Below are 25,600 nucleotides of genomic sequence, written 5' to 3'. Positions count from 1 at the left end.
TTCAGCTGTGTTTTATACACATATTTGAACCCTATTCAAAGCCTAATACAGAGGAATAGCCTAACTTCCCGACTGAAATCGCTTGAGCCTTACGGTAAATCTAGGGCCGTCCCTGGAGTAGAGCATATGCTGATTAGATAGTCGTCAGTATCCCTCGCGAGTTAGGTATCTGATCTTACCTACATTAGATGGCGTTGAAGCTCTCGATACCCTTGTAGAGCTTATCGGAGCAGTAATTTTCACTGGAGCATTTGTGTACAAAACTTAGGGCTTCAGTTACAAGCCGATCAAAACCGACGGCTTGCCCCCCATTTCTAATGGGGCAAAATAGCCACTCTCCCGGCAGAAAAGGCAATGGGATACCGCTGACAAATTTCCTCACCCCTCTAATAAAGCCTTTTTCTAGAATCTGGAGATACTGACTGCGTAGTCCCTTATGCTTTATTTTACAAGACTCAGACTGCTCGCTCGCCTCATGACAGCTGCTTTGCATATTCTACGGCAATTCATATGCCAGAATTGCTATGGGCTTGTCAAGTATTATTGGAGCACACGCACCTTCCTGTCAGGGCTAGGAGCCCCCTTTCGGACTAAAAATTAATTTTCATCTTAGCCTAACTTGGGAGGGGGCACTTTTCTACTTAGCTTAACCCTTTCGATAACCATCATTCTTATTCAACAACAAGTTGAACTGAAGCTTGAAGGGAAAAGGTGAGCGCTCCTGCTTGCCAATATATAGATGGCAAAATATATATAAAGATCATACCATATAACAGCTCTAGCCCGGAGGCCTGAAAAATTTATGCTATATGATATGAAACCCAGGTGGAGACCCCACCATCAGAGTAGCCTAGCTACATTATATCGAACAATCGATTTAGTAGTTATTTTAAGCTCTCTCTTTCTGTGTTGCGCATTACTTAATCATGAAGTAACAAAAAACTGGCTTTTTATTGGTTTTCTTAGCTCAACCTTATTTATTTTTTTTTCCGAATCGGTAAACTTATACCGATCCTGGAGAGTTGATACCTATACCCGCATGCTAGGGTTGACGCTTATTAGCTGGGGCCTTGTTTGCACATCTCTTCTTCTGATTACCTATTTCAGCAAAACAGGAGAAGCTTATTCTCGGCTGGTCATTGGGTTTTGGTTTCTAAGTACGGCCGCCTCCCTATCTCTATGGAGATACCTTTTAAGAGTTATACTTTTTCATATTCGCTCTCACAATCACAATACTCGCACAGGCGCCATTCTTGGCATTACCCAACCTGGCATACAATTAGCGGCTGACTTAGCAGAAGAATCTCACCATGGCATTCGAATCAAAGGGTTTTATAGCGCGCCTGAAGCAAGCTCATGTGACCAAAAATTAATTAGGAATAAAAATTTCAATGTCCTTGGGAGCGTTAATGATGCCGTTTCAGAGGCAAAGCTAGGGAAACTAGAATACATTTATATTGCTTTGTCCATGAAGGATGAAGATCAAATACAAAATATATTAAGATTATTTTCAGATACAACAGCAACTGTATACATCCTTCCAAACCTTTTTGTTCAAAGCTTTCTTCATTCGCGCTGGCATCAAGTAGGAGGCAGCAGTATACTAAGTATCTACGACACCCCAATCGAGGGTATCAACAGCTGGATTAAGCGCTCCGAAGATTTATTGCTAGGTTCTATTCTCCTAATTTTATTCTCACCTCTTATGGTGTTAATTGGACTAGCAATAAAAGCCACCTCAAATGGTCCGATTATCTTTAAACAGTTAAGGTACGGACTCGATGGCCGCCCCATAAGAGTATGGAAATTCCGCACAATGAGCACTCTAGAGAATGGGGCTCGCGTTGTGCAAGCTCGCAAAAATGATCCTCGCGTAACCGCAATTGGACGCTTTTTGCGTAAAACTTCTCTTGATGAGCTACCGCAGCTCATTAACGTTATTCAGGGAAAAATGTCTATTGTCGGACCTCGACCACATGCAGTGGCTCATAATGAGCACTTCCGAAAGCTAATTGACGGCTATATGCTTCGACACAAAGTAAAACCGGGTATTACTGGTTGGGCACAAATCAATGGCTTTCGCGGTGAGACTGACACTACCGACAAGCTGCGCGCAAGAATTGAATGCGATCTTCATTATATTAACCACTGGTCAATCTGGCTAGACATCAGGGTATTGCTCTTAACTCTACCGACAGTTATAACAGCTAAAAATGCTTACTAGGGTGCTACAATTGGAGCCCCATTTAACCAGAATCTTGGTCCTCTGGAATCTATCGAGTTGTTTGACTGCTGACTCAGGTAATAGATAGACATAAAAATATATACAAATAGAATAATGAGAATTAACATACTGCTCAATATTCGTGTAAATACAGAAATTTTCAGCACTACTTCACCTTGGTGGCTAACGGGCGGTGTTAGCCACCATAGAATACCCATATACATAAGCATCAATGTTTGAGGGATAGGCATTACAATAATTCCACTGAGTAATGAATAGATCCCTGCACATATTGATGAAAGAAAAACCCCCTTTAACACCTGAGCTTTCTCTTCAGCTTCATGCTTAATAACTTTAAAGCATCGATGCAAAATTAGAGCAGCCAAATATATTAAACAGCAGGTTGCCACCCCCCCCCACTCATAGAGGAATTGAAGAATACTATTATGCGGGTGCCCTTCATATCTTATAAAATCTGTAAAGGCATAAGCTCCTGGCCCAGCCCCCAGTATTAAGTGAGCTGCCGACATATTCTCGACCAACTCCTGCCACATATAAATCCGACCGGAGCTATGTGTACGAAAAGGGGAATCCGCTCCTTGAACAAATTCGATATTCAAAATATATAGCAGCGCCCCGTAAAAAAAACACACAGCTAAAAAAACCAATAAAGCCCAAACTATATACCGCCTGCAGTTCCTTAAGAATAAAAAAGCAATGACGCCAGTAGCAAGCACAGATAACAGCAATCCACGCGCACCTCCCGAAAGAGCCAAAAATAAGTTTATGAAAAGCAGCACTACAGCAAGGCTTCCCCACCGGGGATGAAGTATAAACATCACTAAGCATGGGATAAAGAAAGCTTGGATTTGATTGAAAAACCTTATCGAGACCACAAATGGATAGAAAACACTTGGTCTAATAGAACCAGTCAAGTAAACGTCCAATACAAAGTAGATTGAAGACTTGAATATCAAACAGGAGTGAAGGAAGAGCAGTACAAATATAAGCTTTTCAACAAGAGCCGCCTTCTGGATATAATAGCCAGATAAAAAAATAGAAAATAAGAGCGCCCAGTGTAAACTTTCAAACAGTGACTGGGGAGTATTTTCCGAAAACAACGCTCCCATAAAGAGTAATATAAAGATTAGTATGAATATATTCTTACATGTCCGCGTATCGGAATTTTTAAACAGGTCACCCCAGGGATTTGTTACTGCAAGAATAAAGGAGAGCAGGGAAATGAGAACAATTTGCGATGATCGCTTAAAATCATATCCACTCATTTCAAGTGTTAAGGGTACTCCCAAGAGCCCTAACGAGAACAGAAACCAAAGAATAAAGCTAAAAAATAGAGTCCAAGAGATTATTTTATTTCTAGCTATAAAGTAATCAGCCCTAAAAGCTAAATGATTCATTCAAAAGGTTCGCTAAAAATGAAAAAACCGCTATATCTAGCGGTTTTTTCATTCAGATCAATTAAGTGTTGCGACACTCGGCAGGAACATATTTCATATTGTTGGTGCTAACACCCCCACATGCCCATGTAACTCCACTACCGGTCGAGGAGGATGTCGGGGTAATAGTAAATGAAACATCGTTGGCATTACTCGCCATAGTAACAGTAATAACTCCCGAGGCATCTGCACATGCCAGGCTAGCCACACTACCAACCGCAGATGTAAATGTATTTACACCAGTACAGTTACCAGAAGTAGCAATTGCACCACCATTATTGGCAATATTCTCAGAAATAGTCGCTTTCGCACCGGAGGCCAGGGTAAGGCCTTCAGAAACACGAGCACGAACTGTGTAATCTTGGTAAGCCGGAAGGGCAACTGCTGCCAAGATGCCGATAATCGCAACTACGATCATCAATTCAATAAGAGTAAAGCCCTGTTGCTTTTTCATTGTAACCGTCTCCATACAGACTATTGATAATAGTGAATCCCGTGAGGACATCGCTGAGTAATATACAAGCTTCATGCCAAAATTAACAAACATTTATTTCAGCTGCTTACCGCAACTATTTTATTAGTTACGCGACCACCTGCAGGGGTAGGCAAACAGCCTAAAACTGACATAACCTCCTCACACCTGACAAAAATTGTCACTCCCTGGCGTTTGACGGCCAGCTTGTAGACCTATCGCTAAGTGTTCAACTTGTTGGCTCATGTTCATTATTTCGCTATATTTCGCCTGATGCTCAAACATACATCTTAGGGGCTTCTGAATAATTTCATAACAGTTCTACGAGCTCTTGAAAGCTGCAGGTGTTGTGTGCAACTCGCCGCAAATGGCTGCAGCCTATACTGAAGTTGCAATCCGGCAGCAAGGCTTCCGAGTCATTCACATTCTAGAAGCTAGAAGCATCGAAGAGTTATACAATACCCCTAGATTTAAAGCTCAGCGCCTTAAGCAGAAGCACACAGTAACCTATATCCGGCAGTGTAACCAATGACAGTTTCTCCTCTTAGCGGCTTAGCCAAACGTTTGGTTGCCGATCAAATTTTCGACGAACCAACCGCTCTATCCGCAATTAAGGCGGCCCGCAGAGAGACTCAAAGCTTTGCCCAGCATATAGTGGAGGCCAAGCTAGTTAAAAGCTCAGAGCTTGCCCAAATTGCTTCGCAATCATTCGGCACGCCGCTATATGACCTTGGGAGCTATAATTTTGAGTTAATCCCCAAAGGCATTATCGACGAAAAGCTTATCAGTAAACACTTTGCTCTACCGCTGTATAAGAGGGGCAATAGGCTGTTTGTGGCGGTGGCAGATCCAACCAACCTTGCCGGCCTAGATGAGATAAACTTTAACACCGGACTAAGTACTGACCCCGTCATAGTAGAGGCCGATAAGCTGGCCAAGGCTATCGAAAGCTACCTGTCCCAAAGTGAAGATATGGGGGCAGGCCTTGATGGCATGGAAGACGAAGAACTCGACAGCCTTGATGTCGGCGAAAGCGATTCCGATCATCACAATGACGAAGAGCCCGGTGGAGATGAAGCACCTGTAGTCCGCTTTGTAAACAAGGTGCTTCTCGATGCGATACGCACTGGCGCTTCGGACATCCACTTCGAGCCTTATGAAAAATCCTACAGGGTGAGGTTTCGCACTGACGGGGTCCTACATGAGATCGCCAAACCCCCTATTCAGCTCGCCTCTCGACTTTCTGCGCGCCTCAAAGTGATGTCCAAGATGGATATCTCTGAGAAACGAGTGCCTCAGGATGGCCGCATCAAGATGAAGCTTTCCAAAACCAAGGCTATCGATTTTCGCGTTAATAGCCTGCCAACTCTGTGGGGGGAGAAAATTGTTCTACGTATTCTTGACCCCTCCTCCGCCAAGCTTGGAATCGATGCCCTGGGCTATGAGGATGAGCAAAAGCAAATCTATATGGACGCCCTGGCCCAGCCGCAGGGAATGATTCTGGTTACAGGTCCTACCGGGTCCGGGAAAACGGTCTCTCTGTATACCGGGCTCAATATTCTCAATACCCCGGAGCGCAATATCTCCACTGCTGAAGACCCGGTAGAAATCAATCTGGAGGGAATTAACCAGGTCAATGTTTCTGCGAAGGTCGGCCTCAACTTTGCCGAGGCCCTGCGCTCATTCCTTCGACAAGACCCGGATATTGTTATGGTGGGAGAAATCCGGGACCTAGAGACGGCCGAAATCGCCATTAAGGCGGCGCAAACCGGCCACTTGGTGCTATCAACCCTACATACAAACTCAGCACCGGAAACCCTGACCCGCCTAATGAATATGGGCGTTCCCACTTTTAATATTGCCACCTCTGTGAGTGTGATTATTGCACAGCGCCTAGCTCGAAGACTGTGCAATGAATGTAAAAAGCCGATTACACTCCCTCCTGAAGTATTAGAGGCCGAAGGTTTCTCAATGGTCACAATCCCCACAAGTGACTGGAGCATTTTTCAACCAGTGGGCTGCGAACACTGCTCTAAAGGCTATAAAGGGCGCGTAGGTGTGTATGAAGTGGTTCGCATTACTAACGGCATCTCCAGAATTATAATGGAGGGCGGCAACTCCATTCAAATTGCCGACCAAGCGCGAGAAGAGGGCTTTAATAACCTGAGAATATCCGCCCTACGCAAAGTCGTGATGGGGGTTACCAGCCTGGAAGAGGCCAACAGGGTGACCAAGGACTAACAGCTGGCTGAGAAACTAAAATTCAGGGGCTCGCTGAATTCGGCATATAGCGAAAAATATCAGGCTCAACCCAAGCCTGAAGAAATGAGCTGTATGCTCTAACATGTTAGCGACAACCAACGTGAAGAATAGAGTATTAACTCTTGTATTTTAGAGAACTATATGCAAGGGATAGAAAGCAGGAAGAGCAGATATGGCTAGTACCACAGCAGTTGAGTACATCTATAAGGGTGTGGATAGCAAAGGGGCTAAAGTTCAAGGCGAGATCAGCGGCACTAGCCCCGCCCTAGTTAAAGCCCAGCTGCGTAAGCAGGGCATTATTGCCAACCGTGTTCAAAAGAAGCCCAAACCCCTGTTTGGAGGCGGAAAGAAAAAAGTAAAGCCCGCTGATATTGCACTTTTCACTCGCCAAATGGCTACCATGATGAAAGCGGGTGTCCCCTTGGTGCAAAGTTTTGATATTGTTGCAGACGGCCTGGATAATCAGGGGGTTAAAGAATTAATCTTTAAAATTCGCGATGAAGTTTCCTCTGGCACTGCATTTGCTGATGCTTTACGCAAGCACCCGCTCTATTTTGATGATCTATTTTGTAACTTAGTTGCCTCAGGTGAGCAATCAGGCGCTCTTGAGACCATGCTGGATAGGATTGCCACTTATAAAGAAAAAACAGAATCTCTGAAGGCAAAAATTAAAAAAGCTATGACCTATCCCATTGCAGTGATTGTAGTGGCAATAGTCGTAACTTCAATTTTGCTGGTCAAGGTTGTTCCACAATTTGCAGAGACATTCTCCAGTTTTGGGGCTGATCTCCCTGCATTTACTCAGTTAGTAGTCGGCATGTCGGAGTGGATGCAAGCCAACTGGTTTATTGCGCTAATAACTGTAATCCTCGGTATCGGGGGCACTATTGAAGCAAAAAAACGCAACAAAAAAGTGGCTGAATTTTTTGACCGACTGATCCTAAAACTACCGATTTTGGGGCTCATTACCTACAACTCAATCTCAGCTAGGTTTGCACGAACGCTCTCCACTACATTTGCCGCAGGGGTCCCCCTTATCGATGCCCTGAAATCAGTGGCGGGCGCCACCGGTAATAGCCTTTACGAAGAGGCAACACTTAAAATCCGAGATTCAGTCGCTACCGGTATCCCCCTCAATGCTGCCCTGCGCTCTTCAGGACTTTACCCAACTATGCTGGTACAAATGGCAGCTATTGGTGAGGAGTCCGGCGCCCTAGATGAAATGCTTGGTAAGGCCGCTGATTATTATGAAGAAGCTGTAGACAACCTAGTTGACAATCTCACCACACTTATGGAACCACTGATTATGGCTGTACTGGGTATCCTGGTAGGCGGCCTAATGATCGCCATGTACCTACCGATCTTCCAGCTGGGTCAGGTTGTTTAAAAAATGCTAGAGATTTTCCTCCTATATCCAGCGCTACTCTCAGGTAGCGCTTTTATTTTAGGCCTAATCGTAGGCAGCTTCCTCAACGTAGTAATCCTGCGTCTCCCAGTTATGATGGAGCGGGAGTACAAGCGGGATTTCTATGACCACTTTGATGATATAGAACCCTCTGCCGCAGAACAGCAGGAGCTAAAAAAGCCCTTCAACCTGCTGCTACCCCACTCCCACTGTCCCAAATGCCAAACTGAGATCAAGGCCTGGCAAAATATCCCGGTTATTAGCTACTTACTACTTCGCGGCAAGTGCCGCTCCTGCGGGACCGGTATTCCCAAGCGCTACCCAGTGGTGGAGTTAATTACCGGCATCCTAACTGCTGTCGTCGTCTGGCAGCTGGGGGCCACCTGGCAGGCGTTGGCCGGATGCATCTTTACCTGGGCCCTTATCGCCCTGACAGGTATCGATTTTGATAAGCAACTACTCCCCGACAACATCACCCTACCCCTGCTCTGGGCCGGTTTACTGATCAATATTTGGGGGGTGTTTGCCCCGTTGCAGGACGCAGTTGTCGGTGCTATCGCCGGTTATCTGTCACTCTGGTTGGTGTTCCATATCTTTAAGATTGTTACCGGTAAAGATGGTATGGGTGCCGGGGACTTTAAAATCCTGGCGGCCATCGGCGCCTGGTTTGGCTGGCAGGTGCTGCCGCTGGTTATCTTGCTTTCCGCCGCCGTCGGCGCCGCTGCCGGTATCAGCTGGAGTATTGCGATGGGGCGGGATCGCAATTTACCCATCGCCTTTGGCCCCTACCTCGCCGGTGCCGGCTGGATCGCGATGCTCTGGGGGGATCAAATTATGGGGTGGTATCTCAATATCTCTGGACTTGCCAGCTAAAGCAAACGGCTCACTACTCCCCAGCCAATTGCATTACTATGACCCCAGCCAGCTATCTGACTGGGGTCTTTATTTTTATCGCGACCTTTTTTGAGGGGGCTAGCCAGTGCTTACAATAGGTTTAACCGGTGGAATCGGCAGTGGAAAATCAGCGGCGGCTGGATATTTCCGCGATCTAGGTATTCATGTGGTGGATGCCGACTGGGCTGCGAGGGTGGTAGTACAACCGGGAAAACCCGCCCTGGAACAGATCGCCCAGCACTTCGGTAGCGAAATACTACTTGAAAATGGGGAGCTAGACCGGAGCAAGCTGCGCACACAGATATTTGACGATCCGGGCGAACGCCAGTGGCTGGAGAGTCTATTACACCCTCTGATTAGACAAGAGATAATCTCCTCGCTAAACGAAAGCCAGGGCCTCTACGCGATTTTGGAGTCCCCCCTGCTGATTGAGTCGGGCCAATATAAACTCGTTGAGCGGATTTGTGTGGTCGACCTTGCCGAGGCTGTGCAGCTTGAGCGTGCCTGTGCACGAGATAACAGCCAGCGGGAGCAGATTCGCAAAATTATGGCTGCCCAACTGAGCAGGGAGCGGAGGCTAGAGAGAGCCGATGATGTGCTGGACAACGCTACAGACTTGGCCGCGCTTAAAACTCAGGTAGAACAGCTCCACCAAAAGTACCTACAGATTGCCCAGTCGAAAGAATCGGGCTAAGTTAATTAGAGTACAATTCCAATCCAGATTACTGTTAAGCCCAAACTATCTTATGCCTAAATCCAGCGTAACCCCGACACTCAACTGCCCCACCTGCAAAAAGCCCATTGAATGGAGTGATAAGTTTCCCTTCAAACCTTTTTGTAGTGAACGCTGTAAGCTGATTGACCTGGGGGAGTGGGCCAGTGAGGGACACAAGATTCCCGGGGAATCGGTATATGACGATGTACTGAGTGATGACCTGGACCCAAACAAACCCCGCCACTGAGAGCAAGTATCCAACCCCACCTGAACAGCTGCCGCTCAGCAGCTATTCAGAGTGAAGCCAAATTGATAAGGGCGCTAGGAAAAGTGCCCTTTGACTGCCGCAATAATCGCTTGATTGGCATCGGGAAAGTGGAACTTGTCCAGTTCGTCGACAGATACCCACTTGATCTCCTGTTGCTCCCGGCCGAGGGCTTCACCGGCAAACTGTGTCACTTGCCAGGTATCCAGCAACACGGTTTTCTCCGGGTAGTCGTGGCGAATTTCTACCAGCGGCCGCAGCTCCTGTAACTCAATCGCCACCTCTTCAAGCAACTCTCTGTAGAGCGCGTCCTGTACAGATTCGCCCTGCTCCACCTTGCCACCGGGAAACTCCCAGCGCCCCCCCATATGCAAATGGTCGGGGCGGCGGGCAATTAGGATTTTGCCATCCTCTCGGATCACTACACCAACAGCGACATGGACAACCTTACTCACACTACTACCTCAAGTCCGATATTCTGCGTTGATAGTGACATACTCGTGGGAGAAGTCACAGGTCCAGATATGCTCACTGCTCTCACCGCGCCCCAGCTCGATTCGGACGGTAAATTCAGGCTTGGAAAACACCTGCTCCCCAGCCTGCTCCCGATATTCTGCGGCGCGGCCACCGGCACTCACCACCTGTACGTCATCGAGGAAAATCTCCACCTTCCCGGTGTCCAACTCGCCTTTAATCGCGTTGCCGATCGCCATTACCAGGCGGCCCCAGTTGGGGTCTGAGGCGTAGAGTGCCGTTTTCACCAAGGGCGAGTCACCCACCTCAAAGGCAACCTCCAGGGCCTCTGCGCTACTGAGCGCACCATCCACTTGTACGGTAACAAACTTGGTTGCACCCTCACCATCTTTGACAATGGCCTGGGCGAGCTCTATATGCACTTCCGTAATTGCCCTGCACAGCTCCCGATAATTGATAGCCTCGCTATCATCGATCACCTTCCCCCGCGCAGCGGTTGCCATTAATACACAGGCGTCGTTCGTTGAGGTGTCCCCATCTACGCTAATGCGATTAAAGGAAGCTCCCACGGCCTCGCGCACCATTTGCTCCAACAGAGGTTGCGCAATACCGGCATCAGTGGCGACATAGGCGAGCATGGTCGCCATATTTGGCTGGATCATGCCGGAGCCCTTGGCAATCCCCACAACCGTGATTTCCTCACCGTTAATCTTGAGTTTACGACTCGCAATTTTGGGCCGGGTATCGGTAGTCATTATGGCTTCGGCCGCCCGCTCCCAGCCAGCGGGCTCCAGCTGTGCAGTAGAGCTTGGAATTGCGGCGAGCAATCTCTCTATGGGTAAGTGCTCACCAATCACTCCGGTACTGAAGGGCAATACCTGTTGTGCAGAAATTTTCAGTGCCTCCGCCACAGCTTCACAAGTAGCCCGAGCATCCGTCAACCCCCTTGCACCCGTAGCGGCATTGGCATTGCCCGCATTGATCACCAGAGCTCGCACATCGCCTCTGGCAATATGCTCTTTCGCAACCGTAACCGGGGCTGCACAAAATGTATTCTGAGTAAACGTGGCCGCAACTGAAGCTCCTTCAGCAAGTTCAATCAGCAGCAGGTCGTTGCGCTCCCAGTCTTTGATCCTGGCGGGCACACTAGCGAGGCGAACCCCTTCAACAAGGGGAATGGATGATTCAGACATAAAAATAACAACTTAGGGCTATACAGCGCTGGCAAACCCGAACCCCTGTTCACCGGAGCGAAATAGCGGAAACCAATGATTGATCAATATTATTGAAGCCTCACCCCGGCAAGGCAAGGCAAAAATAGATTTATCTGCGGAATAAATATTAATTTCCGCAGAAAGTTTTTTGATCGGACAAAAAAATACCCCGCTAAGCGGGGTATTTTCTCAATCTCGGCAGTGGAAAATTAGCTCTGGGCAGAGGAGGCCAATTTACCGTGGCACTGCTTGTACTTCTTGCCGGAGCCACAGGGGCAGGGATCGTTGCGGCCAACTTTAGGGCCGCGACGCTCCGGTGCCGGAGTGGCCGGCTGCCCGCTGGACTCGCCTTCTGGAAGCGCTGAAGCCTGAGCGTGCTGTAATTCGAGCTGCTGCTTGCGCTGCTCTTCCAGACGGCGCTGCTCCATCTCTTCTGCCTGCTCGCGAGTCATAGGCTCTACGTGGGCAAGGATACGCACCACCTCATGCTTGAGGTTCTCCAGCATGCTCTGGAACAGGTGGAAGGACTCGCGCTTAAACTCCTGCTTGGGGTTTTTGTTGGCATAGGCCCGCAGACCAATGCCCGCACGCAAGTGATCCATGCTGGAAAGGTGCTCCTTCCACAGCTGGTCCAATACCTGCAACATAATCTGACGCTCAATTGTCGGCATCAGATTGGTATCACCGGAGGACTCCGCAATACGGGAGACCTTGGCTGCATAGGCCTCCTGCGCAGCGGTGGTAATTTTCTCCCGCAGACTCTCCTCGTGCAGGGTGCGGTCTTCGTCGAGCCACTGCTGTACCGGGAGCTGAATCCCCAGTTCACCGGAGAGCTGCTGCTCCAGAGCTGGAATATCCCACTGCTCTTCCACGCTCTGCGGGGGAATAGAACCAGAGACAATGCCACTGACCACATCTTCACGGATAGCGGAGATGGTGTCACTGATGCTCTCGGCTTCCAGAAGCTCGTTGCGCTGGCCGTAGATCACCTGGCGCTGATCGTTGGCTACATCATCATACTCCAGCAGCTGCTTGCGGATATCGAAGTTACGACCTTCCACGCGGCGCTGGGCTTTTTCGATAGCGTTGGACACCATGCGGTGCTCAATCGCCTCACCGCGCTCCATTCCCAGCATCTGCATAAAGTTCTTCACCCGATCGGAGGCGAAGATGCGCATCAGGTTATCTTCCAGGGAGAGATAGAAACGGGTAACCCCCGGGTCGCCCTGACGGCCCGCACGGCCGCGCAGCTGGTTATCGATACGGCGGGATTCATGGCGCTCAGTGCCGATAATATGCAGGCCGCCGGCCGCAATCACCTGCTCGTGACGCTTCTTCCAGTCCTCTTTGGCTTGTGCCAGTTCCGCTTCCGTCAGCTCGCGCCCCTTCTCCTGGGCAAACGCTGCCGCCTCCGCCTCCCAGTTACCACCCAGCACGATATCGGTACCGCGACCGGCCATATTGGTGGCGATTGTCACCGCGCCCGGGCGACCCGCCTGAGCGATAATCTGCGCCTCGCGCTCGTGGTACTTGGCGTTGAGAACCTGGTGCTTAATGCCCGCCTTTTGCAACTTGCGGGACATCTCTTCCGAGGTCTCGATAGAGGCGGTACCAACGAGAATCGGAGCCTGCTTTTCACGACAGTGCTTCACATCCTCAATAATCGCTTCCATCTTTTCTTCCTGGCTCAGGTAGACCAGGTCGTTGAGATCTTCACGCTGAATTTCTTTATTGGTGGGAATTACCACCACATCCAGGCCGTAAATTTGCTGGAATTCAAACGCCTCGGTATCCGCCGTACCGGTCATACCGGCGAGCTTGGGATAGAAGCGGAACAGGTTCTGGAACGTTGTAGAGGCGAGAGTCTGGCTCTCACTCTGGATCTGAACGGTCTCTTTCGCTTCCAGCGCCTGGTGCAGGCCCTCGGAGAGGCGGCGGCCCGGCATGGTCCGGCCGGTGTGTTCATCAATTAACACCACCTGACCGTTTTGCACGATGTAGTCCACATCGCGGTTAAACAGCACATGAGCGCGTAAAGCGGCGTGCACATGGTGCAACAGGCCCAGGTTTCCAGGGGCGTAAAGAGACTGATCTTCCTTCATTAATCCACTGCGCGACAGCAGATCTTCGATCAATAGGTGGCCCTGTTCGGTCAGCTCAACCTGGCGGGTCTTCTCATCGACAGTGTAGTGCCCTTCCCCACCCTCTTCGGCGCGCTCCAGCTGGGGAACCAGTTTGTTCATCGCCATATAGAGGTGAGAGGAGTCTTCGGCGGCACCAGAGATAATAAGCGGGGTACGCGCTTCATCGATCAGGATCGAGTCCACCTCATCGACAATGGCGAAGTTTTGCGGACGCTGGGTGCGGTCCTCTTTGCGCAACACCATATTGTCGCGCAGGTAGTCAAAACCGAATTCGTTGTTGGTGCCGTAGGTGATATCAGCTTCATACGCCGCTTTCTTTTCTTCCGGCGGCTGCTGGGAGACAATAACGCCCACCGTCATACCCAGGAATTCGTATACCGGGCGCATCCAGTTGGCATCCCGCGAAGCCAGATAATCGTTCACCGTAACAATGTGAACGCCCTTGCCTTCAAGTGCATTCAAGTAGGCCGGCAGGGTTGCAACCAGGGTTTTACCTTCACCGGTGCGCATCTCTGCGATACGCCCCTCGTGCAGGGTCATACCGCCGATCAGCTGCACATCGAAGTGGCGCATACCCATGGTCCGGCGGCCCGCTTCGCGCACTGCCGCAAATGCCTCAGGTAGAATTTGATCGAGCTTTTCCCCGTCAGCGAGCCGCTGCCTAAACTCATCCGTTTTCGCCCGCAGGCCTGCATCGTCAAGCTTCTGGAAATCCTCTTCCAGAGCGTTGATCTTCCCCACGACCCGCCGCATGCGCTTCAGCTCGCGGTCATTTTTTGAACCAAAGACCGATTTAATCAGTTTGCCAATCATTATTTAGAAACCACTTATCTTATTTGCGCTGTCGGCGCTAATACCGGGCAGATCGATGCACCGACACTCCTTTATGCGAGAGGTGCAAGTAAACAGGAAGGCGCAAGCGCTGGCAACTCTTATGCCAAGCTACCAACAATTACGCGTAAAGGAAGGATAGTTCTTATCTGCCTGTGCGGCGGATGTAGCTGGCCGGGTCAACCGTGCGGTTATTTTTGTAAATCTCGAAATGGACATGGGGTCCAGTAGAGCGGCCACTGGAGCCCATCAGGGCAATAACCTGGCCTCTCTTGACCACGTCACCCAAGCCCACTTTAAGTTCACTGTTGTGCCCATAGCGGGTGGAGTAGCCATTGCCGTGATTGATCTCCACCAGCTGGCCGTAGCCGTGACGCTCATCGGCCCAGGTGACAACACCGGCGGCCACCGAGACAACGTCAGAGCCCATTTTGCCGGCAAAATCCACGCCCTTATGCCAGGTTCTGCGGCCGGAGAAAGGATCGGTGCGGTAGCCATAGCGGGAGGACATCCAGCCCTTGCTGATGGGGCGGCCCGCTAAAAACTGTTCATCCTCAAGCTTGAGGTTCGCCATCAAAGATTCGAGCGTATTCAGCTGCATCTGGCGATCTTCAATCTGGTGAGAGAGATCGCCGATAACTTCGAGAAACTCGGGGGGCTGATAGGGTAACTCAGAGGCACCGGCAAGGCCCGGGTCTTCCGGCCCGCCAATAGCCGGCGCACTGCCAAATTCAAACTCGCCTTCATCGAGGTTGGCGACAGAGGTTAAACGCTCACCGAGAGCATCCAGGCGGGTCAAGCGCGCCTGTAACTCGGCAAGTTTAACCGTAAGGGCCGCAAGCTGCTCCCGCGCCTCTCTGTCCGCCTCAGCAATTTCTGCCTGCTGCTTGCGCAGGGCGCGGTTCCAGGCCTTGGCGGTGCGGGAGTCAAACAGATCCGTTTCGGTAACCGGTAAATTCGCCCCCAGCAGAAACGCGCCCACAGGGAGGCTCAGCAGACACAAACCCAACAGGGCCTTGCTCAAGCTGCCAAAATTAAAACTGCGAGTCGCACCGCGATCGTTGACCAGGATTACTTTCATAGGGGCTGTGAGGAGTTCGACATTTTTTAATTTTCATTAGCCCCGATACATAAAGCCGAGGTGCCAAACCCGTAAGGGTACCAAAAATCTATAGACTTTCTGTGAAACAATCATACAAAAAAGCCGGCAGTATAATGCCGGCTTTTTGCGCAAGTATCAAACTGCCAGGATAGGCTTGATATAGGAGATCGGCGCCTCTTCCTGCTCGCCCTCAAAGGTGACCATTTCCCAGGCATCTTCCTGGGCCATCAGGTGGCGGAGGGATTTGTTGTTCAGAGCGTGGCCGGACTTAAAGGCTTTGAACTCACCAATCAGGCTGGTACCCAAGAGGTAGAGATCGCCAATTGCGTCCAGAATTTTATGCTTCACAAATTCGTCTTCATATCGCAATCCACCTTCGTTCAGAATACGGTATTGATCGATCACAATTGCGTTATCAACAGAACCGCCCTGCACCAGGCCCTTGGAGCGCAAGTATTCGATTTCATGCATAAAGCCGAAGGTACGGGCGCGGCTCACTTCCTTTACGAAGGAGGTGCTGGAAAAGTCCACAGACGAACTCAGATTGCGCCCCTGGAAAACCGGGTGGTCAAAGTCAATCGTGAAGGAGACCTTAAAGCCGTTAAAAGGCAGGAAGCTGGCAACTTTATCGCCATCCTCTACGGTCACCGGCTTCTTGATGCGCAGGAACTTCTTCGGAGCCGCTTGCTCCTGGATACCTGCGGACTGAATCAGGAATACAAATGGGCCGGCACTGCCATCCATAATGGGCACTTCTTGCGCGGACAGCTCGACAATCGCGTTATCAATGCCGAGACCCGCCATTGCTGAGAGCAAGTGCTCTACCGTAGCAATGCGAACGTCACCCTTTTCCAGGGTGGTTGAAAGGAGAGTATCGCCGACATTTTCCGCGCGAGCCTCGATTTCAACAACCGGGTCCAAATCGGTTCTGCGGAACACGATACCGGTGTCTACGGGCGCTGGTTTAAGGGTAAGTACAACTTTCTTGCCAGTGTGCAGACCTACGCCAGTGGCGCGAATAGCATTCTTAAGCGTGCGCTGTTTGATCATGAAACTATCTTTTCCCCGTCGGTGGACCACGCCCCTAAGGCGCAGTAAGCCATCGATATTAGCACAATTGCGACGCCAATACCAATTCTGGGCGAGTGGTCACTACAATAGAGCACCACCTACCTACTGAGGATAGATCAAGCAAAGATTGCAGCGCCAACGCATATCACTACGACAGCATTCTAAAGTCGTCAGCTCCGCAAGCGCTGTTAATAATTGTTAATTATTTTAGATAATTATTGCGATTTATTAGTTCCGGTTCAAAGTCTCTGTAAAACAGGGCAAGAGTCCACCCATTCGACGAGGTGGACTCGAGCAAAGGCCGCACCGCAGCGGCAATACCCAGCCGGAGCCGGGCAGACATGAGCGGTGTTCTACCACTGCGGTAGCGCTGCCCTAGTCTGCCTGACGGCGCAGGAACGCGGGAATATCCAAGTACTCCATATCCGCATCCGCCGGGTTCAGCGTAGAATTCGAGCGCTTGGGGCGCTCCGCATCACTGCGCGGACGCGGGTCAATAGCTTCGCGATTCACCAAACCTGCGGAACCGTGACCGGTGTGAGCGGCGTGGTTATCGCGGGCTTCGCGGGTTTCGCGAACCGGCTCGCGGGGCTCCGGGCGGCGAGAGCTATCCACCACCTTGACCGGACGCGCTGCCGGGGTGCCTTCGCCGAGGCCCGCCGCCACTACGGTCACTCGCATTTCATCGCCGAGCTTGTCATCCACTGCGGTGCCAATAACCACAGTCGCCTCATCGGAGGCGATTTCCTGGACAATCTCACCCACTTCAGAGTATTCACCCAGGGTCAATTCCTGACAGCCCGCCTCTTCACTACCGGTGATGATGTTCACCAGGATGCCGCGAGCGCCGGCCAAGTTGACGTTATCCAGCAGCGGGCTGCGCACCGCTTTTTCGGCCGCTTCACGCGCGCGGTTTTCACCGACCGCCGAACCGGAGCCCATCATCGCCATCCCCATTTCAGACATCACCGTGCGCACATCGGCGAAGTCCACGTTCATGATGCCCGGGCGAATCATCAGATCGGCAATGCCCTGTACTGCACCGAGCAAAACGTTATCCGCTTCTTTATATGCGGATTTCATCGTGATCTTACTGCCGAGCACTTCCAACAGGCGATCGTTGGGAATAGTAATCAGGGAGTCAACTTTATCGCGCAGCTCAAGGATACCCTCGTCAGCTACTACCGTGCGCTTGCGCCCTTCAATCTTAAATGGGCGGGTAACCACTGCAACGGTGAGAATGCCGAGTTCTTTGGCAATCTCAGCAACAATCGGTGTACCACCGGTACCCGTACCACCACCCATACCGGCAGTGATAAATACCATATCCGCACCGGTCAATACCTCAGCAATGCGATCGCGGTCTTCAAGCGCGGACTGGCGACCAATATCCGGGTTTGCCCCTGCGCCCAGACCGCGAGTGATTGTGTTACCCAGTTGCAGGATTGTGCGAGCCTCAATATCTTTGAGAGCCTGTGCATCTGTGTTTGCACAGATAAAGTCTACACCCTCAACATCATTGGCGATCATATGCTTAACTGCATTACCGCCGCCGCCGCCGACACCAATCACCTTGATGACAGGCTTATCCTGTACACTATCAACTAGTTCGAACATTGCTGTTCCCCTTTTTTGCTCATGTCGAATTTTACAGCCATGCCTAAAAAAAATCCCCCCGGGATGGCTTAATCTGGTTGCACTCTATTACAAATTTCCGCGAAACCAGTGTTTTACCTTATCCCACCACTGATTATCGTTGCGCACAGGCGGTATTTTGCCCTCTCGAGCCTCTTCCTGCTGCATCGCATACATCAATAATCCAACTCCAGTGGAATAAATTGGGTTGCTGACGATATCCGTCAGACCCGCAATACCCTGTGGCACTGCAAGGCGAACCGGCATATGGAATATCTCCTCAGCCAGCTCAACCGCGCCCTCCATTTTTGAAGAGCCTCCAGTCAGTACAACGCCCGCCGCACACAAATCTTCAAAACCACTGCGACGCAACTCAGCTTGCACTAATGTAAACAGCTCGTCGTAGCGCGGTTCAACAACTTCGGCCAGTGCCTGCCGAGATAAATCTCTGGGCGCACGATCACCAACGCTCGGCACCTTGATGGTTTCACCTTCGCGAGCGAGTTTTGCCAATGCGCACGCATATTTGATTTTCAAATCTTCAGCGTGCGGTGTCGGTGTGCGCAAAGCCATCGCAATATCGTTAGTGACCTGATCTCCGGCAATCGGTATTACACCGGTATGCCGAATAGAGCCACCAGTAAACACTGCAATATCGGTAGTCCCCCCACCAATATCTACCATGCACACCCCCAACTCTTTCTCGTCTTCAGTCAGGACGGCATAACTGGAGGCCAATTGCTCTAGGATGACATCTTCTACTTCGAGGCCACAGCGACGAATACACTTTTCAATATTTTGTGCAGCATTCACTGCACCACTCACCAGGTGGACTTTCGCCTCAAGGCGTACACCGGACATCCCCAGAGGCTCTTTTACCCCCTCCTGGTTATCAATCAGGTACTCCTGCGGAAGCGTGTGCAGAATTTTTTGATCCGCCGGAATTGCCACAGCCCTGGCTGCATCAATAACCCGATCGAGATCCTGCTGGGTTACCTCGCGGTCTTTGATGGCAACTATACCGTGAGAGTTCAAGCTGCGAATGTGACTTCCCGCAATCCCTGCGTACACAGAGTGAATTTCGCAACCCGCCATCAACTCAGCTTCTTCCACCGCGCGCTGAATAGATTGCACAGTTGATTCAATATTAACCACTACGCCTTTTTTCATTCCGGTGGAACGATGGGAGCCGATACCGACAATATTGAGTTCCCCATCACCGGATGCCTCACCGACGATAGCAACTACTTTAGAGGTGCCTATATCCAGTCCAACAATCATGCGCTGATCGGATACCTGTGTCATTTTTGTACCAACCTCGCTGAGCCGTATTCTGATTCAGGGCCTGCTATCGGACCAGAACACAGCGTTCGCTTTTAAACTTTTATCTGTAAAGCAGCCACCCGAGCTGCCTCTATATTTACTTTTCTTCGTCTTTCCACTCAACCGCCACGGCATTGCTGTAGCGTGTATCGACACTGACGACCTTTTGTAGATGCGGCGCCAGCACCCCGCGACTCAAAAATAGAAAGCGGTGTACCCGCTCCAATAAAGCATCATGGCCGAGTTTTAATTCAATTCCCGACACCAACTCCAGATGCCAACCACTCAGGTCATCAAATGACAACCGTTTTACTTCCATATCTCGGGTGGTCAACAACCCGGCGAGCGCTCGGTACTGCAACATGATCCGCTCTACCAGTTCTTCATCCCCGGCCAATTCCGGTAATGCCTGGACACTCATGTGCGCCGGTCGCGGTAATAAGTCCCCGCTCGCTACCAGCAGCTTATCCTCACCCCAACTGGCGAGAGGCTGTGCCTCAGTGATATCTACTTCAACCCCCTTCGGCCAACGCCTGCTCACTGAAGCGGAAATAATCCAGGGATTCGCGAGTAATGTCTGCCGCATTGCCTGAATGTCTGCGGAAAAAAAACCGGCTCGCAGGTGAGGAAGGAGCGCGTCCCTTAATTCCTCTTCGCTTACCGCATTAAAAGCCCCGCGTACTTGCACCTGCTCCAGGGCATCAACATTACTGAGTTCAACCGATGGTGCCCAACGCCACAGCCAGACCCCACCATATAAAAGAGCTGAAAAGCTCGCGAATATCGCCAGCAAAAAAAAACACCGTCTCCAGTTCAGGCGGAGTTTCTCTGTATCACTGGCCCCGAGAGGGCTCGCACCGCGAGCAGTCTTTTTTTTCCTCCCGGCTGATTTCGTTTCAGCGCTTTTCACTAACTACTCAGTCCTCACCGCCAGGCTCGCCCAGGCGCCACTCGGCCAACCTCTGCGAAAGCGCACCGACATTACCGGCGCCCTGAGTCAGAACAATATCACCGGGCTCCAACAAATCGGCCAATACCGGCGGCACCTGATCAATCGTCTCCATAAAGATCGGATCCACCTGCCCCCGATTGCGTATGCTGCGGGCGAGGGTCCTGCCATCGGCACCGGCAATTGGCGTTTCGCCAGCACTGTACACGTCGAGCAAGATCAATTTATCGACTTCGGACAACACTTGAACGAAATCTTCGAACAGGTCCCGAGTCCGGGTATAGCGGTGGGGCTGGTAAATCATAACCAGTCTCCGATCCGGCCATCCATCCCGCACCGTTTTCACTGTGGCAGCGACTTCTCGTGGATGGTGCCCGTAATCGTCCACCAACATCACCTTGTTCGCTTGCCTATCATCACTTACCGCATATTCACCATAAATCTGGAAGCGGCGGCCAACACCCTGGAAGCCTTTTAGCCCGCTGCGAATCGCCTCATCGCTAACGCCTTCATCACAGGCGACGGCAATGGCTGCTGTCGCGTTGAGGACATTATGAATACCTGGCGTATTCACAGAAACCTGTAATAGGTCCCCCTTGGGTCTCTGCACGCTGAAATGACTGCGCAGCGGCTCCTGCTTTACTTCGACAATGCGGTAGTCATTGCCCTCATCAAACCCATAGGTCAGCACCGGGCGAGAGAATTTGGGAATAACCTCCTGAACATTGGCATCATCCCCACAAACCACGGCCAGACCGTAAAACGGCAGGTTGTGCACAAAATCAATAAAGATCTGTTTTACCTTCTCGAAGTCGCCCCCATAAGTTTCCATATGGTCCGCATCGATATTGGTAATCACTGTCACCATCGGCTGTAGGTGGATAAAAGATGCATCGCTCTCGTCCGCCTCCGCCACCAGATAGCGACTTTCACCCAGGGCCGCATTGGCACCCGCAGCATTGACCAGGCCTCCGATAACGAAAGTCGGGTCTTTTTTATCTGCGGCAAAAATTGCGGCGATCAAGCTGGTAGTCGTTGTCTTTCCGTGAGTTCCCGCCACAGCGATACCATAGCGGTAGCGCATCAACTCACCGAGCATTTCGGCGCGGCGCACAATGGGGATTCTCTTCTCCCTCGCCTCTACCAACTCCGGGTTATCGCCGTGTACCGCTGAGGAGTTAACTACAACATCAACGCCGCGAACATTTTCCTCACTGTGCCCGATTTGGACTTTAACACCCAATTCACGCAGCCGGTCGGTTACCACAGATTCACGCAGGTCAGAACCGGATACTTCGTAGCCCTGATTCTGCAATACCTCTGCGATACCGCTCATGCCGGCGCCGCCAATTCCAATAAAGTGAATTCGGCGGATACGACGCATAGCCGGTACCGCATAACTTTTATCTTCGCTCGTCCGCACTGAAGACATGACTTTAACCTTCACCCACTTATTCTTTATTACCTGGCCCGGGCCAGCTCTTCGCTGCAAGCATTCACCACCTGCTCAGTCGCATCCGTTTTTGCCGCTCGCCGCGCGGCAGTCGCCATTTGTAATAGCTGCTGGCGATCCTCTAACAAGCCCTGTAGTAAGCCAGATAACTTCTGCTCATCCATTTCCCGCTGCTGCATAACAATCGCTCCGCCGGCATTTTGCAACCACTCGCCATTACGCGTCTGATGATCATCAATGGCATAGGGGAAAGGCACCATAATTGCGCCGACACCCGCAGCGGCAATTTCAGAAACCGTCAGCGCCCCGGAGCGACAGATAATCAGGTCCGCAGCGCGATAGGCCCCAGCCATATCCGCAATAAAAGGGACCACTTCAGCCTCTACCCCCGCCTCTCGATAGGCCGCTCTGGCAACCTCCAGATGACGCTCTCCGGCCTGGTGGACCACGGTGGGGCGCAGGGAGGGCTCCAGCAGCGCAATCGCCTTTGGGACCAACTCATTAATCGCCACAGCACCGAGACTGCCGCCCAAAATCAAAAGGCGCGGAGACGACTGACTGCCAATGCGCGTGTCAGGCTCCGGCAGCGCTGCAATTTCTTTGCGCACCGGATTGCCCACCTGCCTGGCACCGGGCAAACCACTGGGGAAGGCCTCAAGTACCTGACTGGAAATCCGTGCCAACAGGCGGTTGGTAGTTCCCGCCACCGCATTCTGTTCGTGGATAATCAGCGGTATGCCCCCGAGGCGGGCTGCAACACCGCCCGGCCCCGTCGCAAAGCCGCCAAAACCGAGCACCGCGTCCGGCTGCACCCGCTTAACCACCACCCTGGCCTGGGCAATTGCCCGCAAAATTTGCAGGGGCGCTTTGAGCAGGGCCAACTTCCCCTTGCCCCGGATACCCTCCACCTTGATACAGTGCAGCGTTATATTCGCCTCCGGTACCAAGCGGGATTCAATCCCGCGCGCGGTACCTAGCCACTCCACAGTGGCCCCCTGTTCCTGCAATGCCCTGGCCACCGCCAGCGCCGGAAATACATGGCCGCCGGTACCACCGGCCATCAACAAAAATTTCTTGCCGGAAAAACGCTTATTTACTTCAGACATCAAACCGCCTCTCCGCTACCGCTCTTTATATTGGACTTGGGGGAATGAAATATTGGCAGCTGGCGCAAAAGCTCAAGCCCACCACTACCATTTTCAGCAGGCTGCTTTAATTCAGCCTGAATCCGCATCGCCAAGCCGAGTAATGCACAACACACAATCAGGCTACTGCCACCAGAGCTGACAAATGGCAGAGTCAACCCCTTGGTTGGCAGCAGGCCAGAGGCAACGCCCATATTGACGAAGGCCTGCCCTGCCAATAGCACCGCCATACCAAAGGCCAACAGTGCCGCAAAGAACTTCTCCTGCACGAGAGACGCCCTTACCAGGCGGAGCAGCGAGTAGGTGAGCACAGCGAAAAGCCCAACCAGCACCACACCACCGAACATCCCCCACTCTTCCGCCAGGATCGCAAAAATAAAATCCGTATGGGCCTCGGGCAGATAAAACAGTTTCTGCACACTATTGCCCAAACCGACCCCAAACCACTCTCCGCGGCCAAAAGCGATCAACGACTGGGTCAGCTGATAGCCACTGGCAAACTGATCCCCCCAGGGGTCCAGAAACGTCAGCAATCGCTGCAAGCGATAGGGACTCATCAACGCCATTAGCGCCAGACCACTGGCAGCGGCCGCCACCAATAAAAAAGTGTGAGGAAGGCGCGCGCCGGCCAAAAAAACCATCGCCAATACAGTGCCAGAAAGTACAACCACCGAACCGAAATCCGGCTGCAAAAGCAGCAACAGGGCAACCGTTGCGAGAATCACCACCGGCACCATAAAACTGCTCCAGTGACGCAACTGCTTATTTCTGCGGGTTAGAAAACTGGCAAAAAATACCAGCAAGCAGAACTTGGCCACTTCGGCGGGCTGCACCGTGATACCGGCAAATACCAGCCAGCGCCGGCTACCGTTCACCTCCCGACCAATCCCCGGCACCAGTACCGCAATCAGTAACAGGCAGGCAAACAACAGTAGCGGCCAGGACAATCGCGACCAAATCGCCAGGGGAATCTGACTGACGACAAATCCAGCCACGCCACCGACCAGTAAAAAAGCCAAGTGGCGCTTGAGGAAATACCAGGGGTCAGCATAAATATCTGTAGCGAAGGCAATGGAAGCCGATGCCACCATCACCACGCCGATACTAGCCAGGACCAGGACACTGAGTAACAGCAGTCCATCCTGCCATTCGCCGTGCCGATGCTCTATTGCCAGAGCGCTCACTGGACGCCTCCAGCGGTATCGCATAGCGCCAGAACTGCCCGGCGAAAATCATCGCCGCGCGCTTCAAAATTGCGATACATATCAAAGCTGGCACACGCCGGTGATAACAAAACGTAGTCACCGCTGTGTGCCAATTGCCTAGCTTCAGCGACCGCCTCCGCCATTGAGGTGGCCCTGCGAACTTCGCACTGGCCGTCAAAAACGTCGGCCAACTTGTCTCCATCCACACCGATACAGACCAGGGCCCGCAGTGCCCCGGCACTTTTTCGCAAGGGCGCAAAGTCAGCTCCCTTGCCGTCACCTCCGGCAATCAGCACTATTTTACTGGTTGCCGTCGACAGGCCATCCAGTGCCGCCTGGGTTGCCCCCACATTGGTGCCTTTTGAGTCGTTGACATAAACAACACCGTCAAAATCAGCTACGCGCTCACAGCGGTGCTGCAATCCGCGAAAGCTGCGTAAAACTTTCAGCATCGCCTCGCTCGGCAAGTCCAGTGCGTAGCCCATCGCCAGAGCAGCCAAACCGTTGGCAATATTATGCTTGCCGACCATGGCCAGATCGCTCACCGGCAATAAAACCTCGGTTCCCCGGGCCAACCACTTCTGCCCTTGATGTAAACGCAGACCAAACTGATTGAGATCCGGCTGATCGAGTCCAAAGCTCCACTCGCGCCGCTCGCGGGAGAGAGGCCCCTGGGATAAAGGGTCCGCGCGATTTATCACGAACTGATCCGCTCCGCGATAAATGCGCTGTTTGGCCCGGTGGTACTCCACCATACTGGGGTAGCGGTCCATATGGTCCGCACTCATATTTAAAACGGTGGCGACAGTGGGGGCCAGGGAGTACGTGGTTTCCAGCTGAAAACTGGAGAGTTCCAAAACAAAAATTTCTGGCAGCGGCTCCTCGAGTAAGTCCAGTACCGGCACACCGATATTGCCGCCGACACCAACGCTCAAACCAGCCTCTTCGACCATCTTCCCCAGCAGTGTGGTTACTGTACTTTTTCCGTTGGAGCCGGTGATTGCAGCGAGCTTTGCGCTCGCTTGCACTCGGCTCAGGGCCTGGGCAAACAGCTCGATATCGCCAATCACAGGGATGCCATCGGCGATCGCTTGCTGCAACACCGGTTCCGCAAGCGCCACCCCCGGACTGGCAATAATCAGGCTCGCGGCGAGTAAAGTGCCCGGGCGCAATGGGCCGGTTTCCACTGCCACCTGCGGGAACTCCTGACGAAAAGCTTCGAGTCCCGGCGGGTTATCGCGACTGTCTGCCACGACCGGCGTATGGCCGTGACGCAGCAGGTAGCGCACCACCGATTTCCCGGTAGCGCCAAGACCTATTACTACTTTCTGCTGTGAAGATGTCGCGATCAGGCTCATTT

The 25,600-nt window shown here is 51.7% G+C and carries 20 protein-coding genes; 6 read left to right on the top strand and 14 right to left on the bottom strand.

All coding sequences use genetic code 11. The features are described from left to right. The first annotated feature begins 802 nt into the window (after positions 1-802). Entirely contained in the window at positions 803-2,224 is a 1,422-nt protein-coding gene (locus ACJJIK_RS20425; protein ID WP_444943712.1) for an undecaprenyl-phosphate glucose phosphotransferase, read from the top strand. On the opposite strand, the gene ACJJIK_RS20420 is transcribed toward ACJJIK_RS20425, so the two are convergent. Both ACJJIK_RS20420 and ACJJIK_RS20415 read right to left on the bottom strand, forming a co-directional pair. Then, positions 2,221-3,642, bottom strand: coding sequence for an O-antigen ligase family protein (locus ACJJIK_RS20420; RefSeq protein ID WP_444943711.1), 1,422 nt, complete (start codon positions 3,640-3,642; stop codon positions 2,221-2,223). The two genes, ACJJIK_RS20425 and ACJJIK_RS20420, sit on opposite strands and share 4 nt — an antisense overlap. A 61-nt stretch (positions 3,643-3,703) precedes the next feature. Next, positions 3,704-4,135 carry a pilin gene (locus ACJJIK_RS20415; protein ID WP_444930055.1) on the bottom strand — a complete coding sequence of 144 codons (432 nt, stop codon included), beginning with the start codon at positions 4,133-4,135 and terminating at the stop codon, positions 3,704-3,706. A 546-nt stretch (positions 4,136-4,681) separates the two neighbouring features. On the opposite strand from ACJJIK_RS20415, the gene pilB reads away from it, so the two are divergent. The 5 genes from pilB to yacG all read left to right on the top strand — a co-directional run bounded on the left by pilB (position 4,682) and on the right by yacG (position 9,676). Continuing rightward, entirely contained in the window at positions 4,682-6,394 is a 1,713-nt protein-coding gene (pilB, locus tag ACJJIK_RS20410) for a type IV-A pilus assembly ATPase PilB (protein WP_444930054.1), read from the top strand. A 193-nt stretch (positions 6,395-6,587) separates the two neighbouring features. Continuing rightward, positions 6,588-7,802 (top strand): type II secretion system F family protein, encoded by a 1,215-nt coding sequence (locus ACJJIK_RS20405; RefSeq protein ID WP_444930053.1) that lies wholly within the window; start codon positions 6,588-6,590, stop codon positions 7,800-7,802. Positions 7,803-7,805: 3 nt separating this feature from the next. Continuing rightward, positions 7,806-8,693 carry a prepilin peptidase gene (locus ACJJIK_RS20400; RefSeq protein ID WP_444930052.1) on the top strand — a complete coding sequence of 296 codons (888 nt, stop codon included), beginning with the start codon at positions 7,806-7,808 and terminating at the stop codon, positions 8,691-8,693. Positions 8,694-8,799: 106 nt separating this feature from the next. Further along, positions 8,800-9,408 carry a dephospho-CoA kinase gene (gene coaE, locus ACJJIK_RS20395; RefSeq protein WP_444930051.1) on the top strand — a complete coding sequence of 203 codons (609 nt, stop codon included), beginning with the start codon at positions 8,800-8,802 and terminating at the stop codon, positions 9,406-9,408. A gap of 52 nt (positions 9,409-9,460) precedes the next feature. Beyond that, the gene (gene yacG, locus ACJJIK_RS20390) at positions 9,461-9,676 is read left to right on the top strand and encodes a DNA gyrase inhibitor YacG (RefSeq protein WP_108734183.1); all 216 of its coding nucleotides are present in this window, start codon (positions 9,461-9,463) and stop codon (positions 9,674-9,676) included. Positions 9,677-9,750: 74 nt separating this feature from the next. Here the strand turns inward: yacG and mutT are convergent, their stop codons facing one another. From mutT to murD, 12 genes are all read right to left on the bottom strand, one after another. Beyond that, on the bottom strand, positions 9,751-10,149 hold the full coding sequence (gene mutT, locus ACJJIK_RS20385; protein ID WP_444930050.1) for an 8-oxo-dGTP diphosphatase MutT: 399 nt from the start codon (positions 10,147-10,149) through the stop codon (positions 9,751-9,753). Positions 10,150-10,158: 9 nt separating this feature from the next. Further along, complete coding sequence (gene argJ / locus ACJJIK_RS20380; RefSeq protein ID WP_444930049.1) at positions 10,159-11,361, bottom strand: bifunctional glutamate N-acetyltransferase/amino-acid acetyltransferase ArgJ; 1,203 nt, start codon at positions 11,359-11,361, stop codon at positions 10,159-10,161. 230 nt (positions 11,362-11,591) lie between these two features. Beyond that, positions 11,592-14,339 (bottom strand): preprotein translocase subunit SecA, encoded by a 2,748-nt coding sequence (gene secA, locus ACJJIK_RS20375; protein ID WP_444930048.1) that lies wholly within the window; start codon positions 14,337-14,339, stop codon positions 11,592-11,594. A 163-nt stretch (positions 14,340-14,502) separates the two neighbouring features. Further along, positions 14,503-15,438, bottom strand: coding sequence for a peptidoglycan DD-metalloendopeptidase family protein (locus tag ACJJIK_RS20370; RefSeq protein ID WP_444930047.1), 936 nt, complete (start codon positions 15,436-15,438; stop codon positions 14,503-14,505). A 156-nt stretch (positions 15,439-15,594) separates the two neighbouring features. Further along, positions 15,595-16,509, bottom strand: a complete 915-nt coding sequence (gene lpxC / locus ACJJIK_RS20365; protein WP_444930046.1) for a UDP-3-O-acyl-N-acetylglucosamine deacetylase — start codon at positions 16,507-16,509, stop codon at positions 15,595-15,597. A 396-nt stretch (positions 16,510-16,905) separates the two neighbouring features. Next, positions 16,906-18,147, bottom strand: coding sequence for a cell division protein FtsZ (gene ftsZ, locus ACJJIK_RS20360; RefSeq protein WP_444943710.1), 1,242 nt, complete (start codon positions 18,145-18,147; stop codon positions 16,906-16,908). An 87-nt stretch (positions 18,148-18,234) separates the two neighbouring features. Further along, a complete protein-coding gene (gene ftsA, locus ACJJIK_RS20355; protein ID WP_444930044.1) occupies positions 18,235-19,470 on the bottom strand; it encodes a cell division protein FtsA in 1,236 nt (411 codons plus the stop codon). Between the two features lie 115 nt (positions 19,471-19,585). Continuing rightward, positions 19,586-20,281, bottom strand: coding sequence for a cell division protein FtsQ/DivIB (locus tag ACJJIK_RS20350; RefSeq protein WP_444943709.1), 696 nt, complete (start codon positions 20,279-20,281; stop codon positions 19,586-19,588). 124 nt (positions 20,282-20,405) lie between these two features. After that, positions 20,406-21,869 (bottom strand): UDP-N-acetylmuramate--L-alanine ligase, encoded by a 1,464-nt coding sequence (gene murC / locus ACJJIK_RS20345; protein WP_444945090.1) that lies wholly within the window; start codon positions 21,867-21,869, stop codon positions 20,406-20,408. A gap of 29 nt (positions 21,870-21,898) precedes the next feature. Beyond that, on the bottom strand, positions 21,899-22,996 hold the full coding sequence (murG, locus tag ACJJIK_RS20340) for an undecaprenyldiphospho-muramoylpentapeptide beta-N-acetylglucosaminyltransferase (protein ID WP_444943708.1): 1,098 nt from the start codon (positions 22,994-22,996) through the stop codon (positions 21,899-21,901). Then, positions 22,996-24,219 (bottom strand): putative lipid II flippase FtsW, encoded by a 1,224-nt coding sequence (gene ftsW / locus ACJJIK_RS20335; protein WP_444930040.1) that lies wholly within the window; start codon positions 24,217-24,219, stop codon positions 22,996-22,998. Before ftsW ends, murG begins: the two co-directional genes overlap by 1 nt. Further along, on the bottom strand, positions 24,216-25,598 hold the full coding sequence (murD, locus tag ACJJIK_RS20330; RefSeq protein WP_444930039.1) for a UDP-N-acetylmuramoyl-L-alanine--D-glutamate ligase: 1,383 nt from the start codon (positions 25,596-25,598) through the stop codon (positions 24,216-24,218). Before murD ends, ftsW begins: the two co-directional genes overlap by 4 nt. Positions 25,599-25,600 lie beyond the last annotated feature (2 nt).

It is taken from the genome of Microbulbifer regidiadema (SeqCode), from assembly GCF_052466995.1.
The sequence above is the reverse complement of the archived record's forward strand: the minus strand, read 5'-3'. Positions and strand labels throughout refer to the sequence as shown.